This window comes from Flavobacterium xanthum (assembly GCF_900142695.1).
Taxonomy (GTDB): Bacteria; Bacteroidota; Bacteroidia; order Flavobacteriales; family Flavobacteriaceae; genus Flavobacterium; species Flavobacterium xanthum.
Genome location: NZ_FRBU01000015.1, coordinates 1 through 26314 on the forward strand (window position 1 = coordinate 1; position 26314 = coordinate 26314).

Annotated in this window: 23 protein-coding genes; 12 read left to right on the top strand and 11 right to left on the bottom strand. The window is 33.1% G+C overall.

The window, feature by feature from the left end; genetic code table 11:
• Positions 1 to 522 precede the first annotated feature (522 nt).
• A complete protein-coding gene (locus BUC11_RS07950) occupies positions 523 to 1692 on the bottom strand; it encodes a proline dehydrogenase family protein (RefSeq protein WP_073353123.1) in 1170 nt (389 codons plus the stop codon).
• 93 nt (positions 1693 to 1785) lie between these two features.
• Between BUC11_RS07950 and aroB the strand changes: the two genes are divergently transcribed.
• The 6 genes from aroB (at position 1786) to BUC11_RS07985 (ending at position 8709) form a co-directional block, all read left to right on the top strand.
• Complete coding sequence (aroB, locus tag BUC11_RS07955) at positions 1786 to 2853, top strand: 3-dehydroquinate synthase (RefSeq protein WP_073353124.1); 1068 nt, start codon at positions 1786 to 1788, stop codon at positions 2851 to 2853.
• A 288-nt stretch (positions 2854 to 3141) separates the two neighbouring features.
• Positions 3142 to 4542, top strand: coding sequence for a type III PLP-dependent enzyme domain-containing protein (locus tag BUC11_RS07965; RefSeq protein ID WP_073353126.1), 1401 nt, complete (start codon positions 3142 to 3144; stop codon positions 4540 to 4542).
• A 93-nt stretch (positions 4543 to 4635) separates the two neighbouring features.
• The gene (locus BUC11_RS07970; protein WP_073353127.1) at positions 4636 to 5607 is read left to right on the top strand and encodes a deoxyhypusine synthase family protein; all 972 of its coding nucleotides are present in this window, start codon (positions 4636 to 4638) and stop codon (positions 5605 to 5607) included.
• A 9-nt stretch (positions 5608 to 5616) separates the two neighbouring features.
• Complete coding sequence (locus tag BUC11_RS07975) at positions 5617 to 6024, top strand: DNA primase (protein ID WP_073353128.1); 408 nt, start codon at positions 5617 to 5619, stop codon at positions 6022 to 6024.
• Positions 6025 to 6112: 88 nt separating this feature from the next.
• Positions 6113 to 8224 carry a DNA helicase RecQ gene (recQ, locus tag BUC11_RS07980; protein ID WP_073353129.1) on the top strand — a complete coding sequence of 704 codons (2112 nt, stop codon included), beginning with the start codon at positions 6113 to 6115 and terminating at the stop codon, positions 8222 to 8224.
• Positions 8225 to 8232: 8 nt separating this feature from the next.
• The gene (locus BUC11_RS07985) at positions 8233 to 8709 is read left to right on the top strand and encodes a DNA-deoxyinosine glycosylase (protein WP_073353130.1); all 477 of its coding nucleotides are present in this window, start codon (positions 8233 to 8235) and stop codon (positions 8707 to 8709) included.
• Between the two features lies 1 nt (position 8710).
• On the opposite strand, the gene BUC11_RS07990 is transcribed toward BUC11_RS07985, so the two are convergent.
• The 4 genes from BUC11_RS07990 to BUC11_RS08005 all read right to left on the bottom strand — a co-directional run bounded on the left by BUC11_RS07990 (position 8711) and on the right by BUC11_RS08005 (position 13634).
• Positions 8711 to 9226: a DinB family protein gene (locus BUC11_RS07990; RefSeq protein WP_073353131.1), complete on the bottom strand. Its 516-nt coding sequence runs from the start codon at positions 9224 to 9226 to the stop codon at positions 8711 to 8713.
• Between the two features lie 10 nt (positions 9227 to 9236).
• Positions 9237 to 11822 carry a phosphoenolpyruvate carboxylase gene (locus tag BUC11_RS07995; protein WP_073353132.1) on the bottom strand — a complete coding sequence of 862 codons (2586 nt, stop codon included), beginning with the start codon at positions 11820 to 11822 and terminating at the stop codon, positions 9237 to 9239.
• Positions 11823 to 11923: 101 nt separating this feature from the next.
• Entirely contained in the window at positions 11924 to 12403 is a 480-nt protein-coding gene (locus BUC11_RS08000; RefSeq protein WP_066082003.1) for an Lrp/AsnC family transcriptional regulator, read from the bottom strand.
• Positions 12404 to 12479: 76 nt separating this feature from the next.
• A complete protein-coding gene (locus tag BUC11_RS08005) occupies positions 12480 to 13634 on the bottom strand; it encodes a M14 family metallopeptidase (RefSeq protein WP_073353133.1) in 1155 nt (384 codons plus the stop codon).
• Positions 13635 to 13945: 311 nt separating this feature from the next.
• On the opposite strand from BUC11_RS08005, the gene BUC11_RS08010 reads away from it, so the two are divergent.
• Positions 13946 to 14419, top strand: a complete 474-nt coding sequence (locus tag BUC11_RS08010; protein ID WP_073353134.1) for a helix-turn-helix domain-containing protein — start codon at positions 13946 to 13948, stop codon at positions 14417 to 14419.
• A 368-nt stretch (positions 14420 to 14787) separates the two neighbouring features.
• Here the strand turns inward: BUC11_RS08010 and BUC11_RS08015 are convergent, their stop codons facing one another.
• Positions 14788 to 15339 (bottom strand): 1-acyl-sn-glycerol-3-phosphate acyltransferase, encoded by a 552-nt coding sequence (locus BUC11_RS08015; protein ID WP_073353136.1) that lies wholly within the window; start codon positions 15337 to 15339, stop codon positions 14788 to 14790.
• A 61-nt stretch (positions 15340 to 15400) separates the two neighbouring features.
• Here BUC11_RS08015 and BUC11_RS08020 point away from each other — a divergent pair, with 61 nt between their 5' ends.
• Together BUC11_RS08020 and BUC11_RS08025 are read left to right on the top strand one after the other, a co-directional pair.
• A complete protein-coding gene (locus BUC11_RS08020) occupies positions 15401 to 16069 on the top strand; it encodes a spermidine synthase (protein WP_073353138.1) in 669 nt (222 codons plus the stop codon).
• An 89-nt stretch (positions 16070 to 16158) separates the two neighbouring features.
• Positions 16159 to 16869 carry a potassium channel family protein gene (locus BUC11_RS08025; RefSeq protein ID WP_073353140.1) on the top strand — a complete coding sequence of 237 codons (711 nt, stop codon included), beginning with the start codon at positions 16159 to 16161 and terminating at the stop codon, positions 16867 to 16869.
• A gap of 1 nt (position 16870) precedes the next feature.
• Here BUC11_RS08025 and kdsB read toward each other — a convergent pair whose 3' ends face one another.
• The 4 genes from kdsB to BUC11_RS08045 all read right to left on the bottom strand — a co-directional run bounded on the left by kdsB (position 16871) and on the right by BUC11_RS08045 (position 20703).
• On the bottom strand, positions 16871 to 17596 hold the full coding sequence (kdsB, locus tag BUC11_RS08030; RefSeq protein WP_073353142.1) for a 3-deoxy-manno-octulosonate cytidylyltransferase: 726 nt from the start codon (positions 17594 to 17596) through the stop codon (positions 16871 to 16873).
• 6 nt (positions 17597 to 17602) lie between these two features.
• Entirely contained in the window at positions 17603 to 18184 is a 582-nt protein-coding gene (locus BUC11_RS08035) for a hypothetical protein (protein WP_073353143.1), read from the bottom strand.
• Between the two features lie 183 nt (positions 18185 to 18367).
• Positions 18368 to 19198, bottom strand: a complete 831-nt coding sequence (gene ygiD / locus BUC11_RS08040) for a 4,5-DOPA-extradiol-dioxygenase (protein ID WP_073353226.1) — start codon at positions 19196 to 19198, stop codon at positions 18368 to 18370.
• Positions 19199 to 19281: 83 nt separating this feature from the next.
• Positions 19282 to 20703, bottom strand: coding sequence for an ATP-dependent DNA helicase (locus BUC11_RS08045; RefSeq protein WP_073353145.1), 1422 nt, complete (start codon positions 20701 to 20703; stop codon positions 19282 to 19284).
• A 230-nt stretch (positions 20704 to 20933) separates the two neighbouring features.
• On the opposite strand from BUC11_RS08045, the gene BUC11_RS08050 reads away from it, so the two are divergent.
• The gene (locus BUC11_RS08050) at positions 20934 to 21755 is read left to right on the top strand and encodes a DUF3822 family protein (protein WP_073353146.1); all 822 of its coding nucleotides are present in this window, start codon (positions 20934 to 20936) and stop codon (positions 21753 to 21755) included.
• On the top strand, positions 21752 to 22345 hold the full coding sequence (locus tag BUC11_RS08055; RefSeq protein ID WP_073353148.1) for an RsmD family RNA methyltransferase: 594 nt from the start codon (positions 21752 to 21754) through the stop codon (positions 22343 to 22345). Before BUC11_RS08050 ends, BUC11_RS08055 begins: the two co-directional genes overlap by 4 nt.
• Positions 22346 to 22360: 15 nt before the next feature.
• Here BUC11_RS08055 and BUC11_RS08060 read toward each other — a convergent pair whose 3' ends face one another.
• Positions 22361 to 23293 carry a ketopantoate reductase family protein gene (locus tag BUC11_RS08060; protein ID WP_073353149.1) on the bottom strand — a complete coding sequence of 311 codons (933 nt, stop codon included), beginning with the start codon at positions 23291 to 23293 and terminating at the stop codon, positions 22361 to 22363.
• Positions 23294 to 23407: 114 nt separating this feature from the next.
• Between BUC11_RS08060 and uvrA the strand changes: the two genes are divergently transcribed.
• Positions 23408 to 26239 (top strand): excinuclease ABC subunit UvrA, encoded by a 2832-nt coding sequence (gene uvrA / locus BUC11_RS08065; protein WP_073353152.1) that lies wholly within the window; start codon positions 23408 to 23410, stop codon positions 26237 to 26239.
• The last annotated feature ends 75 nt before the right edge of the window (positions 26240 to 26314 follow it).

Here is a 26314-nt window from a genome sequence, read left to right on the forward strand (position 1 = left end):
TCTTCTTGTTCTTGACATAATTCTGCTAATTTAAGGTTTTTAATCCTATCTTAAATTCACACAAAAAGTTGTACGTTTTTTGGGGAGCAGCATAGAACGCCTGTTAATCTAAGAGAATAACCTTTTATTAATCATGCGATTAACCGGAAATTCAGTGTCCCGTTAAAAAAAATGTAAAATTAACCTTGAAGGTTGTTTTTTCAGCACAGTCAACTGTCCAAAGAAGAACTTGACTTAAAAAAAGTAGAAAAGCAAAGGAATTGTGCTAACTATTGTAGATAAATAATAAAAAAAACTACGTTATTTTTATTAGCTATGAAACAAGCAAGTACTTTCGATTATAAAAAAATTGAAACAAAAAAATGATGCACTATACTCAAAATTATCAATATAATAGGATAATATCTCCTACTTATATACTAATAACTATACTTATAAGAGCTAGATATTAAGCGTAGTTATATAAAAAAAAGCTCCAATTTTTTAAAATTGGAGCTTTTTTCAGTGAAAGAGATTTTAAAACTATTTCCCTTTTCTTCTTTTTCTTTCTTCTTTAATCATCGCTAATTCGCGGCTCGTTTGACCCGCTACTGAAGTATTTTCTTCTGCTCGACGAATCAAGTATGGCATCACATCTTTGACAGGGCCAAAAGGCAAATATTTAGCCACATTATAGCCGTTAGCTGCCAAATTATAGCTGATATTATCACTCATACCATACAATTGACCAAACCAAATTCGATCATCATTGGTTTTCATGCCTTTCGCCTGCATCAATTCCATCAATTTGTATGTACTTAATTCATTATGCGTTCCCGCAAAAATCGACATCAAATCTAAATGATCAACCATATAACGAACTGCGGCATCATAATTTTCATCTGTAGCTTCTTTTGAAGCGCAAATTGGTGATGGGTATCCTTTTTCTTCGGCACGAGCCATTTCTTTTTCCATGTAAGCACCACGGACTAATTTCATACCTATAAAGAATCCGTCATTTTTGGCTTGTTCATGCAATTTTTTCAAGTAATCCAATCGATCCCAACGATACATTTGCAACGTATTGAAAACAATTGCTTTTTCTTTGTTGTATTTGCGCATCATTTCAGTCACTAAATCATCTGCAGCATCTTGCATCCAACTTTCTTCACCATCAATCAAAAGAGCTACATTTTTAGAATGAGCATCTTTGCAAACCAAATCAAAACGCGCCACTACTCTATTCCATTCTGCTTGTTCTTCAAGAGTTAACACTTGTTTTTCTCCTAATTTCTCATACAATTCAAAACGACCAAAACCCGTTGGTTTAAAAACGGCAAAAGGAATAGCCAAACGTTCTTTTGCAAACTCAATTGTTTTTAGAGTCATTTCAAGCGCAGCATCAAATTGGTCTTCTTCCTCTTTTCCTTCTACAGAATAATCCAATACAGAAGAAACCCCTTTTGTATACATTTTATCCACTACAGATAGGCAATCTACTTCATTTACACCACCACAAAAGTGGTCAAAAACAGTAGCACGAATTAAGCCTTCAACAGGGAGATTGGCTTTCAAAGCAAAATTTGTAACTGCGGTTCCAATTCGAACTAAAGGCTGATTAGCAATCATTTTGAAAAGGAAATAAGCTCTATCTAATTCGGTATCACTTTTTAATGAAAAGGCAACTTGGGTATTATTGAATATTTTTTCCATTATTTGTTATAATTTTTGTACAAATATAGACAGAGTTTTGAATATTATTCCCCAAAAATTACCTTATTTTGCGGTTCCAATTAATCCATAAAGATGCAATCAATTCAAGCCAACAGTTACCCAATACATTTTAACGAAAAAGCATACGAAGCCTTAAATATTCATTTGAAAGAAAATAAGTATTCTAAAATTTTTATTATTGTTGACAGTAATACGAATGAATTTTGCATTCCAAAATTTCTCCCTTTTCTCGAAACTGAACTTACTATTGAAATCATTGAATTTGATGCCGGTGAAGTAAATAAAAATATTGAGACTTGCGTCCAAATTTGGAATGTACTCACTGAACTTGGTGCCGACAGAAAAAGCCTAATAATTAATTTGGGTGGCGGTGTTGTTACTGATTTAGGTGGTTTTGTTGCTTCAACATTCAAGCGAGGAATTGATTTTATTCACATTCCTACCACATTACTATCAATGGTTGATGCCTCTGTAGGCGGAAAAAATGGGGTCGATTTAGGAAATTTAAAAAACCAAATCGGTGTTATTAATGTGCCAAAAATGGTGCTTATCGACACTGAATATCTTGAAACGGTGCCACAAAATGAAATGCGTTCCGGTCTCGCTGAAATGCTCAAACACGGTTTAATATATGATAAGGACTATTGGGAGCAATTTTTAGATCTAAAATCCATTGATTTTGCTGATTTTGATTCCTTAATTTACCGTTCGGTCGAAATAAAGAATGAAATTGTTATCCAAGATCCAACAGAGAAAAATATTCGTAAGTCATTAAATTTTGGTCATACTTTAGGTCATGCCATTGAGAGCTATTTTTTGGAAAATGAAAATAAAACAACTTTGTTACATGGAGAAGCCATAGCCGTTGGGATGATCTTGGAAAGTTTCATCTCATTGCATAAAAAACTAATCAATAAAGAGGAATTCTCTGAGATAAAATCTGGCATAAAATCCATCTATAACGATATCATTTTTGAAGAAAAAGATATAGAGCCTATTTTAGAATTGTTGATACACGACAAAAAAAATGAGTTTGGAAACATACAGTTTGCTTTGATTGATGGTATCGGAAAAATAAAAATCAATCAATCGGTTGAAAATGAATTAATTCTTAAGGCGTTTCTGGATTATAAATCTTAATTATTTTTTATAAAAAGGATTGCATTGCGTATATAATATTTTTTACATTTGCCCCAATGAAAAAAAGTCAAAACAAACAAAATTATAGTTCTAATAAAACCCAAAAAAAGATGTCTTTTCTAAAGATATTAAAACGGTTTTATTCTATCAAAGGCAACTTTAGTTTTGATGTTTTCCAATATTTAAAAGCAGACCACGAAAAGCTTCAGATCGTTTATGCAAATATTCGGGTTTGAATTATCGGTTACTTTATTTTTACAATATTTTAATCTATAATTACGACATCTAATGAACACAAAATATTCTGATTTAATAAATCAAACCTACTATTTCCCTCAAGAAGAATTTACTTTAAACAAAGATAACCTGCAATTTCACAACATTGATTTGATGAAATTGGTTGAGCAATACGGCACGCCATTAAAATTCACTTATTTACCTCAAATTTCAAATAACATCAATAAAGCCAAAAGCTGGTTTCGTAAATCGATGGAAAAAAATAAATATGAGGCAAAATACTATTACTGTTATTGTACAAAGAGCTCTCATTTTGAGTATATTATGAACGAGGCTTTCAAAAATAATATTCATATTGAAACTTCCTCTGCTTTCGATATAAACATTGTTGAAAATTTATTGGCAAACGGAAAAATCAATAAAAGTACCTATGTGATTTGTAATGGTTTCAAAAGAGACCAATACATTGATAATATTGCGCGTCTTATCAATAATGGTCATAAAAACACGATTCCAATTATTGATAATTTTGAAGAGCTAGATCTACTGCAAGGACAGATAAAAAGCAAATTCAAAATTGGTATTCGTATTGCTGCCGAAGAAGAGCCAAAATTTGAATTTTACACGTCAAGATTAGGAATTGGTTACAAAAATATTGTTCCCTTCTATAAAAGAGAAATCAAAGAAAATAAAAAATTGGAACTGAAAATGTTACACTTTTTTATCAACACCGGTATAAATGACAATGCCTATTATTGGAATGAACTAGTAAAATGTATTAAAGTATACGTGGCATTAAAGAAAGAATGTCCTACTCTTGATGGATTAAATATTGGTGGCGGTTTTCCAATAAAAAACTCGCTGGCATTTGAGTATGATTATCAGTATATGATTGATGAAATTATCAATCAGATAAAAATTGCTTGTGATGAAGCTGAAGTAGATGTACCAAATATTTTTACCGAATTCGGTTCCTTTACAGTGGGAGAAAGCGGCGGTGCTATTTATCAAGTTTTATATCAGAAGCAACAAAATGATAGAGAAAAATGGAACATGATCGACTCCTCTTTTATTACCACTTTACCAGATACTTGGGCTATCAACAAACGTTTTATCATGTTAGCAGTCAATCGCTGGAATGAAACTTATGAAAGAGTACTACTAGGCGGAATGACCTGTGATAGCGATGATTATTACAACTCCGAGCAGAACATGAATGCTATTTACTTGCCAAAATACAACAAAGAGAAACCATTGTACATTGGTTTTTTTAACACCGGAGCCTATCAGGAAACTATAGGAGGATACGGAGGATTACACCATTGTTTGATTCCACAGCCCAAACATATATTAATAGATAGAGATGAAAACGGGATTTTAGCTACTGAAGTTTTCTCAGAGCAACAAACCTCAGAGGACGTTTTAAAAATATTAGGATACGACCGAAAATAAATTAACAAACATTCAGTTATTCAATTTAAAAAATCGTTAAATTTGAAATAATAATTTTAACGTAATGATTATTAGGTATTTAAATTAAAAAAAATGAGCAAAGGACCAATCAGTCAGTTTATTGAAAAGCACTACCTGCATTTCAACTCTGCATCTTTAGTTGACGCAGCTAAGGCATACGAAGAACAATTAGCCAATGGTGCAAAAATGATGGTGAGTATGGCCGGTGCTATGAGTACGGCCGAGATTGGAAAAATATTTTCTGAAATTATTCGTCAGGACAAAGTGCATATCATTTCTTGCACAGGTGCAAATCTAGAAGAAGACATCATGAATTTAGTTGCTCATTCTCATTATGAAAGAGTACCAAATTACCGTGATTTGACTCCACAAGATGAGTGGGATTTATTGGAAAGAGGTTTAAACCGCGTTACAGATACTTGTATTCCTGAGCATGAAGCATTTCGTCGTTTGCAAAAGCATATTTACAAAATCTGGAAAGATGCTGATGACAAAGGAGAAAGATATTTTCCACATGAATTCATGTACAAAATGTTACTATCCGGGGTTCTTGAGGAATATTACGAAATCGACTTAAAAGACAGTTGGATGTATGCAGCGGCCGAGAAAAATTTACCTATTATTGTACCAGGATGGGAAGATAGTACCATGGGAAATATATTCGCATCGTACGTAATAAAAGGAGATTTAAAAGCATCTACAATGAAATCAGGTATTGAATACATGGTTTTCTTATCAGATTGGTATCCAAAAAACAGTACTAATGGGGTAGGTTTTTTCCAAATTGGTGGAGGAATTGCAGGAGATTTTCCAATATGCGTGGTGCCAATGTTGTATCAAGATATGGAAATGCATGACATTCCTTTCTGGAGTTATTTCTGTCAAATTTCAGACTCAACAACCAGTTATGGTTCGTATTCTGGGGCGGTACCAAATGAAAAAATTACTTGGGGTAAGTTAGATATTAAAACTCCTAAGTTTATTATTGAGTCAGATGCTACCATTGTAGCACCTTTAATTTTCGCTTATTTATTAGACCTATAGAATTATTTTATGAAAAGAGTAATAGTTGATTACGCAAAACTTACCAATGAAATTTTAAATCTTTTGGTTGATAAATTTCCAGATGGTTATGATGATTCAAACATTATTAGTTTTAGAAACGCTAAAAATGAATTGATTGAAGCAGTTGAAGTACGAACTGAAGACACTATTTATTTAGTTAAAGTAAGTACTAAACTAGCTGATAGAATTGAAAATTATGATGAAGATGATGAAATCATGATTGATGAAGTTGTTGAGCCAATTAAAGGATTGGATTTAGACGATGATATAGAAGATGATGACGAGGACGAGGATGCTGTTGACAAACTAGATGCTGACTCAGGTGATGATGACGATGACGATGATGCGGATGAAAAAGATTTTTCAGACGAGGATGAAGACGAAGATGAGGATTAATTAATCCCATTTTTGAATATATTTATAAAAAGGAACTCCTACACGAGTTCCTTTTTTTATAACTTTAGACCTCTAAATATACGCCACAATGACTCAAGAAATTTTACACGCCAAACTAAAGGAGAACTTTGGTTTTGAAAAATTCAGACCCAATCAGGAAGAAATAATAAATTGTATTCTTTCTGGACAAGATACAGTAGCTATAATGCCAACTGGTGGAGGAAAATCAATTTGTTTTCAATTACCAGCTTTACTTTTTCCTGGAATTACAATCGTAATTTCCCCGTTAATAGCTTTGATGAAAGATCAAGTCGATGGCTTAAAAGCTAATGGAATTGAAGCCTGTTATATCAACAGCAGTCAAACCGAAGACGAACGTCAGTTTTATATCGAAAGCTTAAAATCGAATGAAATTAAATTGGTTTACATTGCTCCAGAAAGCTTATCTTTTCTGGACAATATTTTTAATAGTTTAACCATAAGTCTTATTGCTATTGATGAGGCACATTGCATTTCATCTTGGGGACATGATTTCCGACCCGCCTATACAAATCTTGGATACCTCAAAAACCGCTTCCCTTCTACTCCAATCTTAGCTTTAACTGCAACTGCTGATAAAGCTACACGTAAAGACATTAGCCAACAATTAAACTTAATAAATCCTAGAATATTTATTGCTTCTTTCGATAGAAAAAATCTAAGTTTAGAGGTTCGTCCCGCTTTGGACAGAGTAAAACAAATTATAGATTTTATTCAAGAAAAACCAACCGAATCCGGAATCGTATATTGCTTAAGCCGAAAAACAACCGAAGAATTGGCCGAAAAACTACAAAAAATTGGAATCAATGCAAAGGCCTATCATGCTGGCTTAGATAATAAAATCCGTTCCAAAACTCAAGATGAATTCATTAATGATGAATGTCAAGTCGTTTGCGCCACTATCGCTTTTGGAATGGGTATCGATAAATCAAATGTGCGTTGGGTGATTCACTATAATTTGCCTAAAAATATAGAAGGTTATTATCAGGAAATTGGTCGAGCCGGCCGAGATGGTTTACCCTCAGAAACCGTATTATTCGAAAGTTACGGCGATGTGATTCAATTGCAAAAATTTGCCTCACAAGGCTTAAATGCTGAAGTCCAACTAGCCAAACTAGAGCGTATGAAACAATATGCTGATGCTTTGAGCTGTCGCAGAAAGATATTGCTGTCCTATTTTGGCGAACTCGTTACAGAGAATTGTGGAAATTGTGATATCTGTAAAAATCCACCGCTATTTTTCGATGGAACCATCATTGCACAAAAAGCATTATCGGCAATTTTTCGTTTACAGGAAACGGAACCATTACCGGTGATAATTGACTTTTTGCGCGGATCCAAAAATGCTTATATTTATGAAAAAGAATACCAAAACCTAAAAACGTATGGTGTTGGAGTTGAACTCTCTTGGTATGATTGGAACCAATATTTAATCCAACTGATAAATCTTGGTTATTGTGAAATCGCTTTTCATAAACAAAATAAAATTCGACTTACTTCTTTAGCAAAAAAAGTATTATTTGAAGGCGAAAAAGTACAACTCACAACTATCCAAAAAATTAATATTGACAAGCAAGTTATAAAGGAAACAAAAAGTAAATCGGTTACGAATTCACTTTTTGAAACCTTACGAAAACTACGCTACGAAATTTCCAAAGAAGAATCCGTTCCAGCTTATGTAATTTTTAGTGATGCAGCTTTGCGCCAGATGGAAACCGAAAGACCGATGAGCGATCAAGAATTACTGGCAATTGACGGCGTTGGAAAAGCAAAACTAGAAAAATATGGCGATGCTTTTATCAATGCGATAATTGATTTTCAAAAATCTAAAGTTGTCAGAAAAAAGAAAGAAGCTACTACTTTCAAAGAAACATTGGAATTGTATAAAAATGGATTTTCTGTTGAAGAAATTGCTCAAAAAAGAAAATTAGGTCTTAGTACGATTATGTCTCATTTAGCTAAATTGTACGTTGATGGTGCTTATATAGATTTGGATTCTTTTATTTCAAAAGAAGAAGTTACGCAAATTGCCGAAGCGCAAATAAAACTGGAATCACCAAATGCCTTAAAACCCTATTTTGATTATTTTGAAGAAAAAATTGATTATGGAAAAATTCGGTTAGCCTTAGCAATATTAGAAAAAGAAAACGCAATAGTTTAGCAAGTATTATGATTCATTCCTTTCCTCCTTTTGTGAATTCACAAACAGAAATTTTGATTCTAGGAACTATGCCTGGCATTGCTTCATTGGAAAAACAAGAATATTATGCGCACAAAAGAAATCATTTTTGGAAAATAATGTACACGCTGTTGGATAATTTACCAATAGCTGGAGTTTTCGAAAAAAAAATACAATTACTCCAAGCGAATAAAATTGGACTTTGGGATGTTTTAGAAAATTGCGAAAGAAAAGGAAGCTTAGACATTCATATCAAAAATCAAAAAGCAAATGATTTTGAAACACTATTCTTAGAATTCCCCGGAATCACCACAATTATTTTTAATGGCAAAGAAAGTCATAAATACTTTCTGAAAAAATTTGGACAAATAAAAAGCATCACGTATTATGTGATGCCTTCTACTAGTCCTGCTAATACCATGTCTTTTGAAAACAAGCTAAAAATCTGGTCAGCCGGTTTTCAATAAACTATAAATACCTTTCTTGAAAAACTTTTTGATGGTGTTTTTGATGACCAATCATAATAAAACCAATTGCACGAACAGAAACAACTGCATTTGAAGCAGTTCCCATTCTCTTTAACTGCTCTTCGGACAAACTTTTGAAAAGAAACAAATTGGAATGTCTAACCGCTGAAAATTCAGTTAGTAAATCCTGAATACTTCTGCTGTTAGCACTCGTATTGTCAATATAATCATTTTCATCAAAACCGGGTAAAGGTGTTTGATCCTCTCTCGAAATTCGCAATGCCCGATAAGCAAAAATGCGTTCCGTATCAATTACATGCTGAATAATTTCTTTGATAGTCCATTTCCCTTCTGCATAGCGATAATCAAATTTGTCCATGGGAATGTTTTGTACAAAATGAATAAAATCGTGTAATGAAATTTCTAATTCATCCATTAATGTGACTTCTCCCAAAGCGTTTATGTAGGGAGTATAATAAGCGGCATATTCGTTTACAGGTAATTGTGTTGATTTCATTTTATGTTATTTAAGCTGAATTTCTACTAGCATTTGTGTTTCCAAAAAGAGAACGAGTCACTATTTTTTCATATACTTTTATTAAAGCTTCATCAGGTGATTTATCCTTGTTTAACTCGTTAATTCGTAACAAAGCATATTGTTGTATTGTTAACAATGGCAGTACAATACGCTCTCTTATTTGTATAGATGCTTTACCATCTGGGTAATTTTCCATAAGCTCTTTATGACCTGCAATTTTCAAAAGCAATCGTTTTGTTTCTAAAAATTCATCATAAATAATTTGCCAAAAATCTCCAAACTGCGGATCTTTTTTCATGTAAGCGGTCAAAGGAAAAAATGACTTAGCCAATGACATCATACTGTTTTCTAACAAGGTTTTGAAGAACAAAGAATGATCATATAAATCTTGAACTTTATTCCACTGATTAGTATCTTCAAAATGTTTAAGTGCCGTACCAACACCAAAAAATCCAGGTACATTTTGCTTCAACTGACTCCAAGAACCCACAAAAGGAATGGCTCTTAAATCAGCAAAATCTAGGTGTTCTGATTTACTCCTTTTCGATGGCCGACTTCCAATGTTCGTTTTGGCATAGTACTTTAGTGTACTCATTTGTTCTAAATAAGGAATGAATTTGGGATGATTCTTAAAACTTAAATATTTTTCATATCCTAAACCTGCCAATTGATCTAATATACTTTTTTCCTCTAAAGTCAATTCATTATCTCCTTTACCAAAAACTTGATTGGTCACACCAGCACTCAGTAAATTTTCCAAGTTATACCTGCAAGAATCTAATGTACCAAAGTTAGAACTAATAGTCTGCCCCTGCACTGTAACCTGAATTTCATTATTCTCAATCTTTGGTCCTAAAGAAGCATAAAACTTATGTGTTTTTCCACCCCCACGAGCTGGCGGACCACCACGACCATCAAAGAAAATAACCTTAATGCCATATTTCCTAGATATTTCTGTAAGTTCTTCTTTGGCTTTGTAAATACTCCAGTTTGCCATAAGGTAGCCTCCGTCCTTTGTACCATCAGAAAAACCAAGCATGATGGTTTGCTTATTATTTCTATTAATTAAATGTTGTGCATAAGCCGGATTAGTGTATAATTTTTCCATAATGGCATGCGCATTTTGCAAATCATCAACTGATTCAAAAAGAGGTATAATATCAACTGTAGGGTCCTCCCAATTACTCAAACGAAATAACGCAAAGGTTTCCATTACATTAAGCGCACTTTCATTATTACTAATGATATAGCGATTAGCACCAAATTCTCCGTTATTTTGTTGAATTGTTTTGATAGCTTGAACAGATTCAATAGTTAAGCGTGTCAATTCATTTTCAAAAACAGCGGGATCAAGATTCCCACTAGTATTTGACAAGACCTTAAATTTTTCTTCTTCGGTTAATTCAAAATAATTTTTCGGAAAAACAGATTCATCGGTTTTTAAATAATACGTGACGATGTCATTAAACACGGAATCATGTATTTTACTGTTTTGACGAATATCTAAAGAAGCAAAATGAAATCCAAATAAATTCACTTTTATCAAAAGCGCATCTAATTCGTCCAAATATAAGGATTGATGTTGATCAATAATGATCTGTTTTATTTTATTCAATTGTGATTTAAATTCATCTAAAGTGATAAAAATTTCCCCCTTTGAATAAAAAACAGATCTATAAAGTTTTTGTTCAAGCTGATTAACTAAAGTATCTACACCTGAGAAAGTTAATTTTCTTTTTAATCCTCTCATTTCAATATAATAACATTTCAAAATGGAAGTTCGCAAGCGCTCAGCTACATTTAAAGTAATCTCCGTTGTTACAAATGGATTCCCATCACGGTCTCCGCCAGGCCAAAAACCAAGCTTAATTAAAGGGTTCTTTATGGAGTTACCATCAAAAATATTTTTTTGAAGATAATGAACCATTTCACCAGAAGTTTCATAGAATACGTTTTCAAGGTACCAAATCAAGCTTACTGCTTCATCAAAAGGATTCGGTTTTTCATTTTTAATGAAAGGAGTTTTACCTAATTGCGCTAGCAATTGCTTGATATCTAATAAATTATTCTTACGGATTGCCTCTGTCAAATCATTGATAATCCCAAGAACTGCTCCAGGATAAAACTGTGTAGGATGAGCCGTTAAAACCGTTCTCACATTGAAATCTTCTAAGAAATCAACTAATTCCTCTTGTTTATTTTTTGCGTCAGACTTCTCTTTTATATCTCGAAGAGATCCTCTACCTTCCATATTGTTGACAATCGGAAAAGCAGCATCTTCGATAGCATCAAATAATACGATTTGGCGCTCTATATACTGAATAAAACGAAACATGATGTCAATTTTATCAGCCTCTGAGGCATCATGTAAATAACGTTGAGCAAAAAAATCAACTATTTCCTTTGGTGTTTCTTGTTTTTTGAAGCCTGTATCGCAACTATCTGTAAATAGAGGAAGTAAAGCTCCTGTATTATCTATAGAGTGAAACGGTAGCGTAATAAAAACACTATTGTAAATATTATATTTCGATAGAACGTCTTGATTGAAACGCTCAATTTTAGGTAGTGTGTACATAGTTATTCGGTTGTAGTTGGTTTAGTTAGTTCATTTTTCATAAAAAAAACCCCAAGAATTAACTTGAGGTTATATTTATTATATAGCGCATTCAAGACTAATTACATATTTTTGAAAATAGTATGCATCAAGCGCTTCTTGTCATTAATACTTTCTTCTAGAGATATCATAGTTTCAGTTCTATAAACACCATCTATATCATCAATCATAAAGATAACATCCTTTGCATGCTTCGTATCTTTAGCTCTGATTTTACAGAAGATATTGAATTTCCCTGTAGTAACAGAGGCTACTGTCACGTACGGAATTTCATTAATTCGCTCCAAAACGAATTTTGTTTGAGAAGTATTGTTTAGAAAAACACCTACATACGCAATAAATGAATATCCCAATTTATCGTAATCAAGCACTAATGAAGATCCCATTATAATACCTGCATCCTCCATTTTCTTAACTCTAACATGCACTGTACCTGCCGAAATTAATAATTTTTTTGCAATATCCGTAAATGGAACTCTTGTATTGTCTATCAACATATCTAAAATCTGGTGATCTACTTCATCTAAACGAAATTTACTCATAACTCTTAAATTAATATTATTAATTGCTTTAACAAAGTATAAAAATATACATAAAAACAACAAAATGACATATATATTATATTTTTATCATTCCGTTAACAACTTTTATGTTATTATCTAAATAAAAATCAGTTTTTTGGTTTAATTTAGGAATTGAATCAAAATCATCTTTATAAAGTGCTCCTTTAGCATCGTATTCAAAATGACCAAAATAATTCTCTAAATCGCCTATCTGAACAACGTAGGCATTAAAACAAATCTGATTTTCAATTAACTCTTCTTTGTATTGTGCTGCAAAATTGGTGATTATTTCGATACCATCATAATTTATTTTGATGTTTTTATACATAAAATCATAAAAAACGACTTTATTTTGAGGAATATTCAAATATTTGTTAATTCCGTTGCTAACTATAACGTTTTCGCTCAGTGCAGTGAAACTTAGAATCAATGCCATAAAAACGTATTTTCGAGTTATCTCTCTTTGATAGTCATTTTGAAAATGCCCTGCTTCAAACAACACCGTGGGTACTCCTAAATATTGAAAAGTATCCCCAATACAGTTGATATTAAACGAATCATCAAAACGACCAATTTGATTGGGTAAATACTGATGCAACGATTCATTTATACTAGCAATCAAATGAATAGCCTTCAATCGAGATTCATTAACTTCTCGTTCTTTATTGTATGAAGGGGCTAAAAAGGACAATGTAGCCGGTTTTCCCGTGTCGCTCACGCCAAAAATAGTACGCTGATCATGCAGGTTAAAGCAATAATCCGGTTTAAAAACCTCAAAAGTAGCTCTTAGGATCTTACTTTCTGGCTGCGTTAGCTCCTGCGAATCGCGATTTAAATCCACTTTATTGGCATTTTCTCTCGTATATAATGTAGCTCCATCAGGATTTAACATTGGAATACTGCAAAAAGTAAATGTAGTTAGTAATTGGTGCGCCAAGTCTGAACCGCTATGCAACACATTTATAAAATCAAATAAGGCTTTGGTAGTTGTACCTTCATTTCCATGCATTTGTGACCAAAGGAAAATTTTGGTTTTACCTTCTCCAATTTGATACGAATAAATCGACTTTCCTAAAACTGATTTTCCAATAATTTGCAGTTGATTATCGGTGTTTAATTTTTGCAATAACGGTTCCATCGAATCCAAAGTGATGTACCGACCGTGAAGAGATTCTTCTTTATATTGACTAAACAATAATTCTAAATTCATGCTGTTTTATTTGATTTACAAAAGTAAACATCTTTATATTTACAATTGTAAACAATCAAAAATGAAATAATATTATTAATGTAAACAGTATTCTAGTGTTAATCAGGACAAGCAATCGGTTCTAGATACACAAATGTTACCAATTATTTTAATGATACTTAAATAATACATTATCAATATTTTAATACATTATATATAATTAAAAACTTTAATAAAAAATGAGGAAATGAAATAAATTACACTTGTAATTTTGCTATTTCAAGCTGTTTTAATTACATTTGTAACTAGTTAATATTTAATTGTGATTTACAATGGTAAACATCGAGGATTTTATAAAAAGGTTAGAATTTATACTAGATTATTACAGCTTGAATGCCTCTTCTTTTGCCGATAAAATTGGGGTGCAGCGTTCGAGTTTATCCCACCTTCTTTCAGGCAGAAACAAACCCAGCTTGGATTTTATTCTTAAAATATTAGCCGTGTTTCCTGATGTTGATTTGTATTGGATTTTGAATGGAAAAGGAACCTTTCCCAAAAATTCGGAGCAGTTTGATAAAAAGGAAAATACGATTGAGCCAATGGTAAACTCTACTGCTCCAACTCCTCCTGCAACGGAGGCAATTCCAGAGAATTTATTTTCGGAAATAAATATCCCAGATCCGAGACCGTCCTTAGAAACAAAAAAAATAGAAAATCCAAACGGCAATAAAGAACCTGATTCTGGTACAATTGATAAAATCGTGATTTTTTATAAAAATGGGACCTTTAAAAGTTACATTCCTTAGTAGGTAAAATCCCAATGCAACTTTTATTTTATTCGAACAGGTAAAGGATGCTCCCGCAATTGCGCTCACACTTGGCTCAGCATCTTCAGTCGATAATATGAGGATTTGTTAATAGTAGTAGTTGTACGCTATAAGTGAGCCTTCCTTTTCGCCATTATATTAAACAATGATCTGCTCTGTAAAAACATTTCAAATTATGTAACCGTTTCTGTTGTCATGAACACAGTTCTGTAATTACTTTATTCACAAGTATCCCATAAGGTTACAAAATTAAATTGTATCGCTGTCTGTTGCAAATCAATGTTTTTAAAATAAGTAAAAATTCAATTAATTGGTTTTAACTTAAACTGATTTATTTTGACTCGTCTTTACACTGAGTAGCCCTTTTGTGGATTTTTACCTTTAACTCCTATGAAATGCTTTTTTAAAATGGCTATATCATTTTCAATTGCACCTGACGGCGACAAAGGATTCCCTAATTTAACTTCTTTTTTTCCAAAATCGAAAGCTATAGGTACAATGGGAACATTTGCTTTCAATGCGATGTAATAAAATCCCGTTTTTAGTTCGGTTACTTTTTTACGTGTTCCCTCTGGTGCAACGGCTAGTCTAAAAATTTCTTTTCGTTGGAAAATAGCCGCAATGGAATCGACTTTATTTAAACCTCCGGAGCGATCCAAAGGCTCTCCTCCCATGTACCTAAAATAAAATCCAAATGGGAAACGAAATAATTCCTTTTTACCAACCCAATTCATTTCTAATCCGGTAATTCCTCTGGTGAAAATACCCAAATAAAAATCATGTGCACTGGTGTGAGGCATTACCATCATAACACATTTTTTGATATCGGTATTAATGCTGCCCACTATTTTCCACCCCATGAGTCTGAAAAATATCCATTTATATAATCGTTTCTTCATTCTTTACTATTTAGCGTAAATTAAATAATTTAAATCTTATTTTTGGGTTAAACAGCGTACAATGATAAAAAAAATATTCAGTTATTTTATTCCCATAAAAATTTACGAGACTAAATCGGTATTGAGTAAATCTATTGAAGTCACTTGGGCCAATGGAGAATTAGTTTTAGACTCGGAAAACGCTAATTATTCTTATGGCAGTTTACAACGCATCTTGAGATTAGGATTAAAAAATATTGGATATGAAAAAATAGTCGCCATGAATCATATTCTTATTTTGGGAGTTGCTGGAGGAAGCGTAATAAAAACATTGGTGGAGGAAATTAAATATAAAGGAAAAATTACCGGAGTTGAAATAGATGCCGAGATCATAAAAATAGCCAATGCCTACTTTAAACTGGACCAAGTAAAAAACCTTGAAATTGTGATTGATGATGCTTTCGAATTTGTTTTAAAAACCCAAAATAAATATGATTTGATACTCATTGATGTTTTTCAAGATACAACAATGCCTAATTTTCTGTTTGAAGATTTTTTTATCAAGCGTACCTGCTTTCTGTTACAACGCAAAGGTTTCATTCTTTTCAATACGATGATTTTGAATGAAACGCAAAACATAAGAAACAAAAAATATGTCTCTGAATTTTACAACCCTCAGTTTCAAATTAAAACAATTCCGCGAGTTGAAATTCATAACGAGCTAATTTTAATCGAAAAATTGGAACCCTAAATAACTAGAAATAAATTATAATCCGATCTAGTAGCATTGCAGCACAATTATTTTGTACTCTTACATCGCCTATTTTAAATGCAAATTGAATGAAAAAAATTATAAAAAAATTGTTTTTAGGGAAACCATCTCAAGGTGCTCAGCCCCAATTCAATCCCCTTCAAAAACGGATTCAAAACATACAATCCATTTGGAACAACGACCATCAGGAAGACAATGGAATTGAAAAAATCGTCCGATTACTATTGGCTTCTTCGCAATTGTTTTTTCCTGGAATTTATATAAAGTATTGGGCTGGTAAAAAAGGTGTTGAATACCAAGATTTAGCCTTGGATTTTTATGTTTTGCTTAAAGTAATTTTTCCGATTTTAATTTTAATAAACCACTGGCAAAACCAACTATGGATCATTTGGATTCTTGTTTATGTTTTTTTAGAAACCGTTTTTTACATTCCAACATTAATTTTTGCCTCTGATTTATTCTCTAAACCACGATCGTACAAAAGGTCAATGCTGTTACTTTTTTTTAATTATCTAGAGATCGCCTTTGCTTATGCTGTATTTTATTCCGTCGACAATTACTTGAATAAGCCATTCTATCATTGGTTTGATGCAGTTTATTTCAGCATTGTAACTTCGTCTTCCATCGGTTATGGCGATTATTATCCAATTACGACAATCGGAAAATTTCTAGTAACTACACAAGCATTATTATTTCTGTTTTTTATTGTGCTTTTCTTGAATTTCTTTTCTACCAAAGTAAAAACCAAAGGCTATTTTGATCATGAAAACCAGAACTAAATTACACCATTTTTCTCGCTCTTTCTAAGTCTTCTGGGGTGTCAATTCCAATTCCTACATGAGTAGTTTCAACCATTTTGATGCGTTTGCCAAATTCCAAATAGCGCAATTGCTCTAGTTTTTCGGATGCTTCCAAGGATTGCATAGGTAACCTGTAGAAATCCAGTAACGCTTGTTTTCTAAACGCATAAATCCCGATGTGTTGCATGTAGCGAACACCTATATTTTTCTCCCTTGGATACGGAATTACCGAACGTGAAAAGTACAATGCAAATCCATTTTGATCCACCACTACTTTTACATTGTTGGGATTATTGATGTCATCTTCATTTGTAATTTCGCGCTTCAACGAAGCTAAATCCACTTTTTGATCCACATCATTTCTAAAAACTTCAATGACTTTTGCCAAAGGTTCCGCATCAATAAATGGTTCGTCCCCTTGAACATTAATCACAATATCAACGTCCAGATTTTCGACTGCTTCCGCAATTCGATCACTTCCTGATTCGTGTTCCTTGATACTTTTGATGGCTTTTCCTCCGTGAGAAACGATTTCGTCATAAATTAAATCCGAATCCGTTACCACAAAAACATCATCAAACAATTTAGTGTTTATCGCTGCTTCATAAGTTCTTAAAATCACGGTTTTGCCTCCCAAATCCTGCATTAATTTTGCTGGAAATCGTGTTGAGGCGTAACGTGCGGGAATGACTGCTATTATTTTCATGTTTATTTATTTTTTGTAGTAATCAATTTCGTCTCTCATTAATTGTTCAATTTCCTGCCACAATTCGGTCATTTGATTACCTCTTTCTACTTGCCCTATACTTTTCAATTCATTTGCATTTTGTTCTAAACTATTAGAATTAGACATTCTATTTAAAACAGTTTGATAATCGTTAGTAAAATCATTTACGATACGTTTATAATCATTTAATTTTGGGAGTAATTTATTACTTGCTACTAATTTTAATTTATTTAATTCCTGATTTACTATCATCATTGGCTGTAAGGATTTTTTAGTTGTCTCAAGTAAATCAGAATTAAATTTTAATAAAGCATTATTAATTCTAATTTCATCCCCAGTGAGCACCTCTTCCATAAATTCATTTCCAATTCCGTATGTCATTTGTGGATCAGTTCTCATGTTAAAGATTATTTCGTCCATTTGATTCATGAAGTTTGAATAAACATCAAATCTTTTTTCCAAAGCTTTATCAGATCTTTGATATTTTCTATTCAGTTTGAATTGTATAATTCCCCAAACCCAACCAAGCAGACCTAATCCAATTATTAAATAATCTTTTGTTTCCATATTTTTTGTTTAATCTTTCAATACCCCGAGTTTTTTGTCTTTACAAAATTATTATTTTTAGCAACTTCTTTTAAAACTTAAAATAATCGATTATATATTTTTAAGTTTATTGAAACAAGGTGGAAAACGGAATAACTTAAATGAAAATTTAGTTGTTTTCATAGTTAAAATATAAGATTTATTCTACATAATCTTCACCGATGTCATACTCAACGAACCACCCAATAATTTATCATTAAACAAACTTAATTCTTCTTGTTTTCCTTTTAGTCCCAAAGTGTAAATCAAAGGCAAATAATGTTCTGGCGTAGGAATGGCTAATTGAAAAGCCCTGCTTTGCTTTTCGAAATCAATCAACGGTTGGAAATTTCCGTCTGTTAAATACTCATTTATAGTTGCTCTGGCTTCTATCGCCCAATCATATCCATAATCGTCTTTATCAAAATCTTGAAAATCAACCATTCGTAAATTATGAATAATATTTCCGCTGCCTACAATTAAAATTCCTTTGTGGCTTAACGCACTTAATTTTTGAGCTAAATCAAAATGGTATTGGGCCGGTTTGGTATAATCAATACTCAACTGGATTACGGGAACATTAGCTTCGGGATATAAATGTTTAATCACACTCCAAGCTCCGTGATCTAAACCCCATTCTTCATCTAATTCTATGGCTGTTGGCAATAATAATTGCTGAGTTTCTATGGCTAATTCGGGACTTCCTTTGGCGGAATATTGAACATCAAATAAGGCTTTTGGAAAACCTCCAAAGTCGTGAATGGTTCTAGGCATTTCCATTGCGGTAACCTTTGTTCCATTAGTAAACCAATGCGCCGAAATACACAAAATGGCATTCGGTTGTGGTAAGGTTTTGGCTAAGTTCCGAAAACCAGTTACAAACTGATTTTCCTCAATCGCATTCATCGGACTTCCGTGTCCCAGGAATAAAACAGGCATTTTTTCGGTATTTGAAAAAGAACCTGATATTTTATGTAAGTCGTTTAGTGTGTTCATAGTTATTTTTTTACCGCAAATTCGCAAATTATATATTTTAACATTAAATAGAAAAATTTGCGAATTAGCGGTTATTTTTAAAATCATTCCACAAAATTCTCATCCTTAAACCCTATCAAATATAATTTATTTTTGGCTCTCGTCATTGCCGTATACAACCACCGGATATAATCTCTATTTATACCATCTGGCAAATAAGGCTGTTCTATAAAAACCGTATTCCATTGACCACCTTGTGACTTATGGCAGGTTATTGCATACGAAAATTTAACTTGTAAGCCATTAAAATATTCGTTGGCTTTTACTTTTTGAAACTGCTTGAATTTAGTTTCTCCTTCATAATCTTTCAATACTTCCTGATACAAGCGGTTCGATTCTTCGTATGTTAATGAAGGTGATTCGCTTTTTATGGTGTCCATTAATAATACCGTTTCAAACGGAATCTGATTGGGATAATCGATCATTCTAATTTTTACTTTGGCAAACTTAAAACCATACAATTCTTTGATGTTAAAAATTTCCAATACTTCAATAATATCACCATTGGCAATAAAACCAGCTTCATCCGAATCTTTTAACCAAAAATAATTATTCTTCACCACCATCAAGAAATCGCCTGTTGAGAGTTCGCTTTCTTTATCTAGAATTTTGGTCCGGATTTGCTCATTATATTGATTCGCTCTTTTATTCGAACGAACAATAAACGCGGTATCTTCGATGCTATAATTACTGTAAGCCGAATTAATGGCATCTTGAATATCATACCCATCCGTTAGTCGAACAATATCTTTAAATTTCTTAACATCAAATTTGAATTCATCGATAAAAGAATCTTTGAGCAATTCTCGAAGTTCTGTTGCATTGTGCAAAATTCCTGAATTCTCCTCCTGACGCATGACTTCGTCCAGTTCGATATGTTCCACTTCTTTATTATAGTTCATTCCCAAAGTACGAATGTCCAATGCAGGACTAATATCTAAATTCACCGGAGGCAACTGGGCAGTATCTCCCAATAAAATCATCTTACAATTGGTTCCTGAATACACATAAGAAATCAAATCATCCAGCAAAGAGCCATTTTCATACAACTTCGAATCGGAATTCGTGTCTGAAATCATAGAAGCTTCATCCACTATAAAAATAGTGTTCGTATGTTTATTTTGTTGCAACGTAAAAGAAACGCCACCTCCAGAGGATTTCTTAGGAAAGTATATTTTTTTGTGAATTGTAAAAGCAGGTTTGTTCGAATAATTAGCAATTACTTTTGCCGCGCGACCTGTTGGCGCGAGCAAAACATACTTTTTATTGATGTCCAGTAAACTATTGACTATGGTGGAAATCACCGTAGTTTTTCCTGTTCCAGCATATCCTTTTAAGACAAAAATGGTATTATTATCTGCTTCGGTTAAAAATATTGCTATTTTTTGAAAAAAAATATTCTGTTTATAAGTGGGTTGGAACGGGAATTTTTTTTGTAAAAGACTATAAAACGAGGAGGAATTCATCTGAGAATGGTTTAAATGCAAAGTAAGCATTTTCAAAATCAAAAATCAATTTTGATTTGAAATAGTAATTTACATGTATCTATTAATTGATCCTACTTTTTTTATTTTAAAAGCGAAATTAATATTTGCAATTGCTTTTTGCAATTGATATTGTTTTTTAAATTTGTAAGTTTGTCAACTCATTTAATTCTTTCTAATTTCTGAATCAGAGCTGAATTTTAAATCATATTATGTTAACACCAAATCCAAATATAACTGAAAAAGTCTACAAAAAACTTTCCATTCAAGTTTCCTTGACTGGTCTTTCTTTTTGTTGTTTCGATACGTTAAATAATACGGTCATTTCGTTTAACGATGTACATTTTGATCCTTTTCAAAAAGGAATAAAAATAGAAGATTTGTTTGCTACTGCTTTTCGGGACTATCCAGAATTAAAAGAGTCGTATGATGAAATTTTGGTAATTCACAGCAACAAGCTTTCTACGTTTGTGCCTGAAGCACTTTTTGACGACAACTTTCTAGGCAGTTATTTGCAATACAATACTAAAGTTTTTGAAACTGATTTTTTTGCTTTTGATGAAATTCCAAATTATCAGATGAATGCGGTGTACATTCCCTACGTAAATATCAACAATTTTTTTATTGACCAATTTGGTGCTTTCGACTACAAACACGCCAATAGTATTTTAGTTTCTAAGCTTTTATTATCCTCCAAAAACAAGGAGGACAAAAAAATGTTCGTACATATTAATAAAGGTCATTTTGAAATCATTGTGGTTCAGAACCAAAAATTTTTACTTTTCAATTCTTTCGATTACACTACGCCAGAAGATTTTATATATTACATTTTATTTACTGCTGAACAATTAAACTTAAATCCCGAAAATTTTCTACTAGAACTTATTGGGAATATAACCCCCGAAAGCGATTATTTCAAAATTGCTTACAAATACATTCGCAACGTTTCCCTTATCGATGTGGAAGATTTGCGATGGAACAATTATTTTTCTGAGGCCGAAAACAGAAATCATTTTATACTTTTCAACTCATGAGAATCATTTCAGGAAAATACAAAGGAAGACGCATTTTTCCACCAAAAGGATTACCCGTTCGTCCCACAACCGACATGTCTAAAGAAGCATTATTCAATGTTTTGAACAACCATTTCAGTTTTGAAGGCCTAAAAATATTAGATTTATTCGCAGGAACCGGAAATATCAGTTACGAGTTTGCTTCCCGCGGAAGTACGCCAATTACTTCAGTTGATGGTGATTTTGGTTGTGTAAAATTTATCAAGCAAGTCGCAGCCGAATATGATTTTAATATTGCTGCCACAAAAAGTGATGTTTTTACGTATTTAGAAAGATGCAAAACATCCTACGATATTATTTTTGCAGATCCACCTTATGCTTTGGACCAAAAAACTTTCGAAAAAATCATTCTTTTAGTTTTCGAAAAAGAATTGCTTAATGAAGAAGGAATGATGGTAATCGAGCATTCTAAATATACCAAGCTAGATTACATGATTCACTTTTCGTTCCAGAAAAGTTATGGAGGTTCTATTTTTAGTTTCTTCGAATTAGGGAATAACGAGGAGGAAGAAGCTGAGGAATCACTTGAAAACGACAGCGAAGAGGAATAATCCCATTTTATCTAATTAGGAAGTTGAAACACTTGACAATTTATCCAAAACCATTTGATATGTTGGTGTTTCAATTTCATACTTAGCGCCTTCATTCGCCACAAATTTAGTCAAAGAAGCTAATTCAATTTCTCGTCCTTTCATCAAATCCCGATGCATGGAGGAAGTAGCATCATGAGGTGTTTTTTCTAATTTTAGAATGGTTTGCATAACAATGTCAGCTGGTAAACTCAACCCTTTTACGGCAGCAATCATCGTAATTTCGTTTAATAAGGAAACATACACAGACCGACTCGATTGACTTTCTAAAATTTCGCCAATATTTTGATTCAAATACGAAGTAGCTGAAGCCAATGCCGAGATAAAAATGAATTTCTCCCAAACGGTTTCTTCGATGTTTTCCACCAAATAACTTTCCATTTTCGCATTTTCAAAAATAGATTGTAATTTATTTAATACAGTAAGGGGAGCAGTTGCTGATCCAAAAAATAGTTTTTCAAAAGGCCCCACTTTTCTGATCACTCCAGGCGATACAATCATCGATACAATGTAAACGCAGCCTTGTAAAACTTCATTCTCAGGAAATAAAGCACTAATGCGCTCTGGCGCATCAACACCATTATACAGCGGTAGAATTACTGTGTTTTTAGTAATACATTTTTTGATAGCAAGAAGGCTCTCTTCAATATCATAGGTTTTGGTGGCGCAAATAAGAAAATCAAGTTTTCCAATTATTACTGGGTCATTAGAAACTACAGTTGGAAAAACGATTGACTCCTTTTCTTCAGTAGTAATTTTGAGTCCGTTCTTCGCAATTATTTTTTGAGTTTCACCCCTTGCAATAAATACAATTTCGATCGTATCTGATTCAAAATAAGCTTTTGCTAGTAACCCGCCAAAATAGCCTCCTACTCCACCCATACCTAAAATTCCGATTCTTGTTCGCATACCTATTTTACTGTTTCAGATTTTATCAAAAGTACAAAATCTTTAACATAAACTTCTAAACTGTTGTATCGAAAGAATAAATCAAAATGGTAACTTTGCGTTTTGCAAAAAATTATGTTAGACAAAGACAATACCATTGAAGTTCAAGGCGCTCGCGTTCACAACTTAAAAAATATAGATATTTCGATTCCTCGTGAAAAACTGGTTGTGATTACTGGGCTTTCTGGTTCTGGAAAATCATCATTAGCTTTTGATACAATATATGCCGAAGGGCAACGCCGTTATGTAGAAACCTTTTCTGCTTATGCGCGTCAATTTTTGGGTGGTTTAGAACGTCCTGATGTAGATAAAATTGATGGACTTTCGCCTGTAATTGCTATTGAACAAAAAACGACTAGCAAGAGCCCACGTTCCACCGTGGGAACCATTACTGAAATTTACGATTTCCTTCGTTTGTTGTACGCTCGTGGCGCTGATGCGTACAGTTACAATACAGGCGAGAAAATGGTTTCTTATTCTGATGAGCAAATCAAAGATTTAATAATTCAAGATTTTACAGGTAAAAGAATCAATATTTTAGCACCAGTAATCCGCGCTCGAAAAGGACATTATGCTGAACTTTTTCAACAAATTGCCAAGCAAGGTTTTCTTAAAGTTCGGGTGAATGGCGACGTGCTGGATATTACTTTGGGAATGAAACTAGACCGTTATAAAACTCATGACATCGAAATCGTTGTGGACAGAATGGTGATTGAAGATACTGCTGATAATGAAAAACGATTAATAGAAAGCATCAATACTGCTATGAATCAAGGGGAGAATGTATTGATGGTTTTAGATCAAGATTCAAATGAAGTGCGCTTTTTTAGTCGGAATTTAATGTGTCCTACAACTGGAATTTCGTATCAAAATCCTGAACCTAATTTATTTTCTTTTAACTCTCCAAAAGGCGCTTGTGATCATTGCAACGGTTTAGGAACCGTAAACGAAATCAATCCAAAAAAGATTATTCCAAACCCTAAATTATCCATAAAAGCGGGCGGTTTTGCTCCTTTAGGCGAATATAAATCCTCCTGGATTTTTAAGCAATTGGAAATCATAGGCGAAAAATATGGTTTTAAATTGACGGATGCAGTAAACACCATTCCGGACGAAGCTATGGAAATGATTTTGAATGGCGGAAAAGAAAAATTCACCATCAACTCTAAAGATTTAGGCGTTGCCCGAGAATACAAAATTGATTTTGAAGGTATTTCGCATTTCATCAAAAATCAACATGACGAAAGCGGTTCGACAAGTATTAAACGTTGGGCAAAAGAATTTATGGACGAAATAAAATGTCCCGTTTGTGAAGGCTCCCGTTTGAAAAAAGAAGCACAGTTCTTTAAAATCAATGAAAAAAACATTACCGAATTGTGCGATATGGACATTTCGGATTTGACCGCTTGGTTTAATGATTTAGATAGTCATTTGTCTGATAAACAAAAGCGTATCGCTACTGAAGTAATCAAAGAGATTAAGGACAGATTGAACTTTTTGATGAATGTAGGTTTAGATTATCTGGCTTTAAGCCGAAGTTCCAAATCACTTTCGGGTGGTGAAGCACAACGCATTCGTTTGGCTACTCAAATTGGTTCACAGTTGGTTGGAGTTTTGTATATTCTGGATGAACCAAGCATTGGTTTACACCAAAGAGACAATGAAAAACTGATTCATTCGCTGGAGCAATTGCGCGATATAGGAAACTCTGTAATTGTGGTAGAACACGATAAAGACATGATTGAACGTGCCGATTATGTGATTGATATTGGTCCAAAAGCCGGAAAATATGGCGGCGAGATTATTAGTAAAGGAACGCCTGCTGAAATCTTGAAACACCATACCATTACAGCGATGTACATGAATGGCGAGATGAAAATTAAAGTTCCAAAAAAACGTAGAGAAGGAAATGGAAAATTCCTAAAACTGACTGGAGCAACAGGAAACAACTTAAAAAATGTTTCAATAGAATTGCCGTTGGGCAAAATGATTTGCGTAACGGGAGTTTCTGGAAGTGGAAAATCTACTTTGATTAATGAAACGCTATATCCGATATTAAACGCTTTCTATTTTAATGGAGTCAAAAAGCCAAAACCCTATAAAAAAATAGAAGGCTTGGAACATATCGATAAAGTAATTGATATCGACCAAAGCCCAATTGGTAGAACGCCACGGAGTAATCCAGCAACCTACACCGAAGTTTTTACCGAAATAAGAAATCTCTTTACGATGACTTCCGAAAGTATGATTCGGGGATATAAAGCGGGTCGATTTAGTTTTAATGTAAAAGGCGGCCGTTGTGAAACCTGCGAAGGTTCTGGTGTGCGAACTATTGAAATGAACTTTCTGCCAGACGTTTATGTAGAATGTGAAACCTGTCAAGGAAAACGTTTTAACAGAGAAACACTGGAAATTCGATACAAAGGAAAATCCATTTCAGATGTACTAAATATGACGGTGGACGAAGCAGTTCCGTTTTTTGAAATGATTCCAAAGATTTACCGAAAAGTAAAAACCATCCAAGATGTAGGTTTAGGTTATATTACACTTGGACAACAAAGTACGACACTTTCCGGTGGTGAAGCACAACGCATTAAACTGGCGGGAGAGTTGTCTAAAAAAGATACTGGAAATACCTTTTATATTCTGGACGAACCCACCACTGGCTTGCATTTTGAAGATATCAGAGTGTTAATGGAAGTGATTAATAAACTGGTAGATAAAGGAAATACCATATTGATTATCGAACACAATATGGATGTTATTAAACTAGCGGATTATATTATTGACATTGGTCCTGAAGGAGGAAAAGGCGGTGGCCAATTGGTTGCCAAAGGAACTCCCGAAGAAATAATAAAAAATAAAAAAAGTTATACCGCTCAGTTTTTGAAAAAGGAGTTACAATAGCTTTTTATAAAATTAGTGCACTTAATTGGATTTATACCAACATACAATTAAGTGCAAATTTTTAAAATATACACA

Bases quoted from the DNA above. Each gene is read 5' to 3' on its own strand.
- BUC11_RS07990 (WP_073353131.1), bottom strand. From the start codon at position 9,226: ATGAAATCAACACAATTACCTGTAAACGAATATGCCGCTTATTATACT.
- BUC11_RS08055 (WP_073353148.1), top strand. From the start codon at position 21,752: ATGAGAATCATTTCAGGAAAATACAAAGGAAGACGCATTTTTCCACCA.
- BUC11_RS07995 (WP_073353132.1), bottom strand. From the start codon at position 11,822: ATGTACACACTACCTAAAATTGAGCGTTTCAATCAAGACGTTCTATCG.
- recQ (WP_073353129.1), top strand. From the start codon at position 6,113: ATGACTCAAGAAATTTTACACGCCAAACTAAAGGAGAACTTTGGTTTT.
- BUC11_RS08020 (WP_073353138.1), top strand. From the start codon at position 15,401: ATGATAAAAAAAATATTCAGTTATTTTATTCCCATAAAAATTTACGAG.
- BUC11_RS07985 (WP_073353130.1), top strand. From the start codon at position 8,233: ATGATTCATTCCTTTCCTCCTTTTGTGAATTCACAAACAGAAATTTTG.
- BUC11_RS07970 (WP_073353127.1), top strand. From the start codon at position 4,636: ATGAGCAAAGGACCAATCAGTCAGTTTATTGAAAAGCACTACCTGCAT.
- BUC11_RS07950 (WP_073353123.1), bottom strand. From the start codon at position 1,692: ATGGAAAAAATATTCAATAATACCCAAGTTGCCTTTTCATTAAAAAGT.
- BUC11_RS08050 (WP_073353146.1), top strand. From the start codon at position 20,934: ATGTTAACACCAAATCCAAATATAACTGAAAAAGTCTACAAAAAACTT.
- BUC11_RS08060 (WP_073353149.1), bottom strand. From the start codon at position 23,293: ATGCGAACAAGAATCGGAATTTTAGGTATGGGTGGAGTAGGAGGCTAT.
- kdsB (WP_073353142.1), bottom strand. From the start codon at position 17,596: ATGAAAATAATAGCAGTCATTCCCGCACGTTACGCCTCAACACGATTT.
- BUC11_RS08025 (WP_073353140.1), top strand. From the start codon at position 16,159: ATGAAAAAAATTATAAAAAAATTGTTTTTAGGGAAACCATCTCAAGGT.
- BUC11_RS08035 (WP_073353143.1), bottom strand. From the start codon at position 18,184: ATGGAAACAAAAGATTATTTAATAATTGGATTAGGTCTGCTTGGTTGG.
- BUC11_RS08015 (WP_073353136.1), bottom strand. From the start codon at position 15,339: ATGAAGAAACGATTATATAAATGGATATTTTTCAGACTCATGGGGTGG.
- BUC11_RS07965 (WP_073353126.1), top strand. From the start codon at position 3,142: ATGAACACAAAATATTCTGATTTAATAAATCAAACCTACTATTTCCCT.
- uvrA (WP_073353152.1), top strand. From the start codon at position 23,408: ATGTTAGACAAAGACAATACCATTGAAGTTCAAGGCGCTCGCGTTCAC.
- BUC11_RS08000 (WP_066082003.1), bottom strand. From the start codon at position 12,403: ATGAGTAAATTTCGTTTAGATGAAGTAGATCACCAGATTTTAGATATG.
- BUC11_RS08005 (WP_073353133.1), bottom strand. From the start codon at position 13,634: ATGAATTTAGAATTATTGTTTAGTCAATATAAAGAAGAATCTCTTCAC.
- BUC11_RS08045 (WP_073353145.1), bottom strand. From the start codon at position 20,703: ATGAATTCCTCCTCGTTTTATAGTCTTTTACAAAAAAAATTCCCGTTC.
- ygiD (WP_073353226.1), bottom strand. From the start codon at position 19,198: ATGAACACACTAAACGACTTACATAAAATATCAGGTTCTTTTTCAAAT.
- BUC11_RS07975 (WP_073353128.1), top strand. From the start codon at position 5,617: ATGAAAAGAGTAATAGTTGATTACGCAAAACTTACCAATGAAATTTTA.
- BUC11_RS08010 (WP_073353134.1), top strand. From the start codon at position 13,946: ATGGTAAACATCGAGGATTTTATAAAAAGGTTAGAATTTATACTAGAT.
- aroB (WP_073353124.1), top strand. From the start codon at position 1,786: ATGCAATCAATTCAAGCCAACAGTTACCCAATACATTTTAACGAAAAA.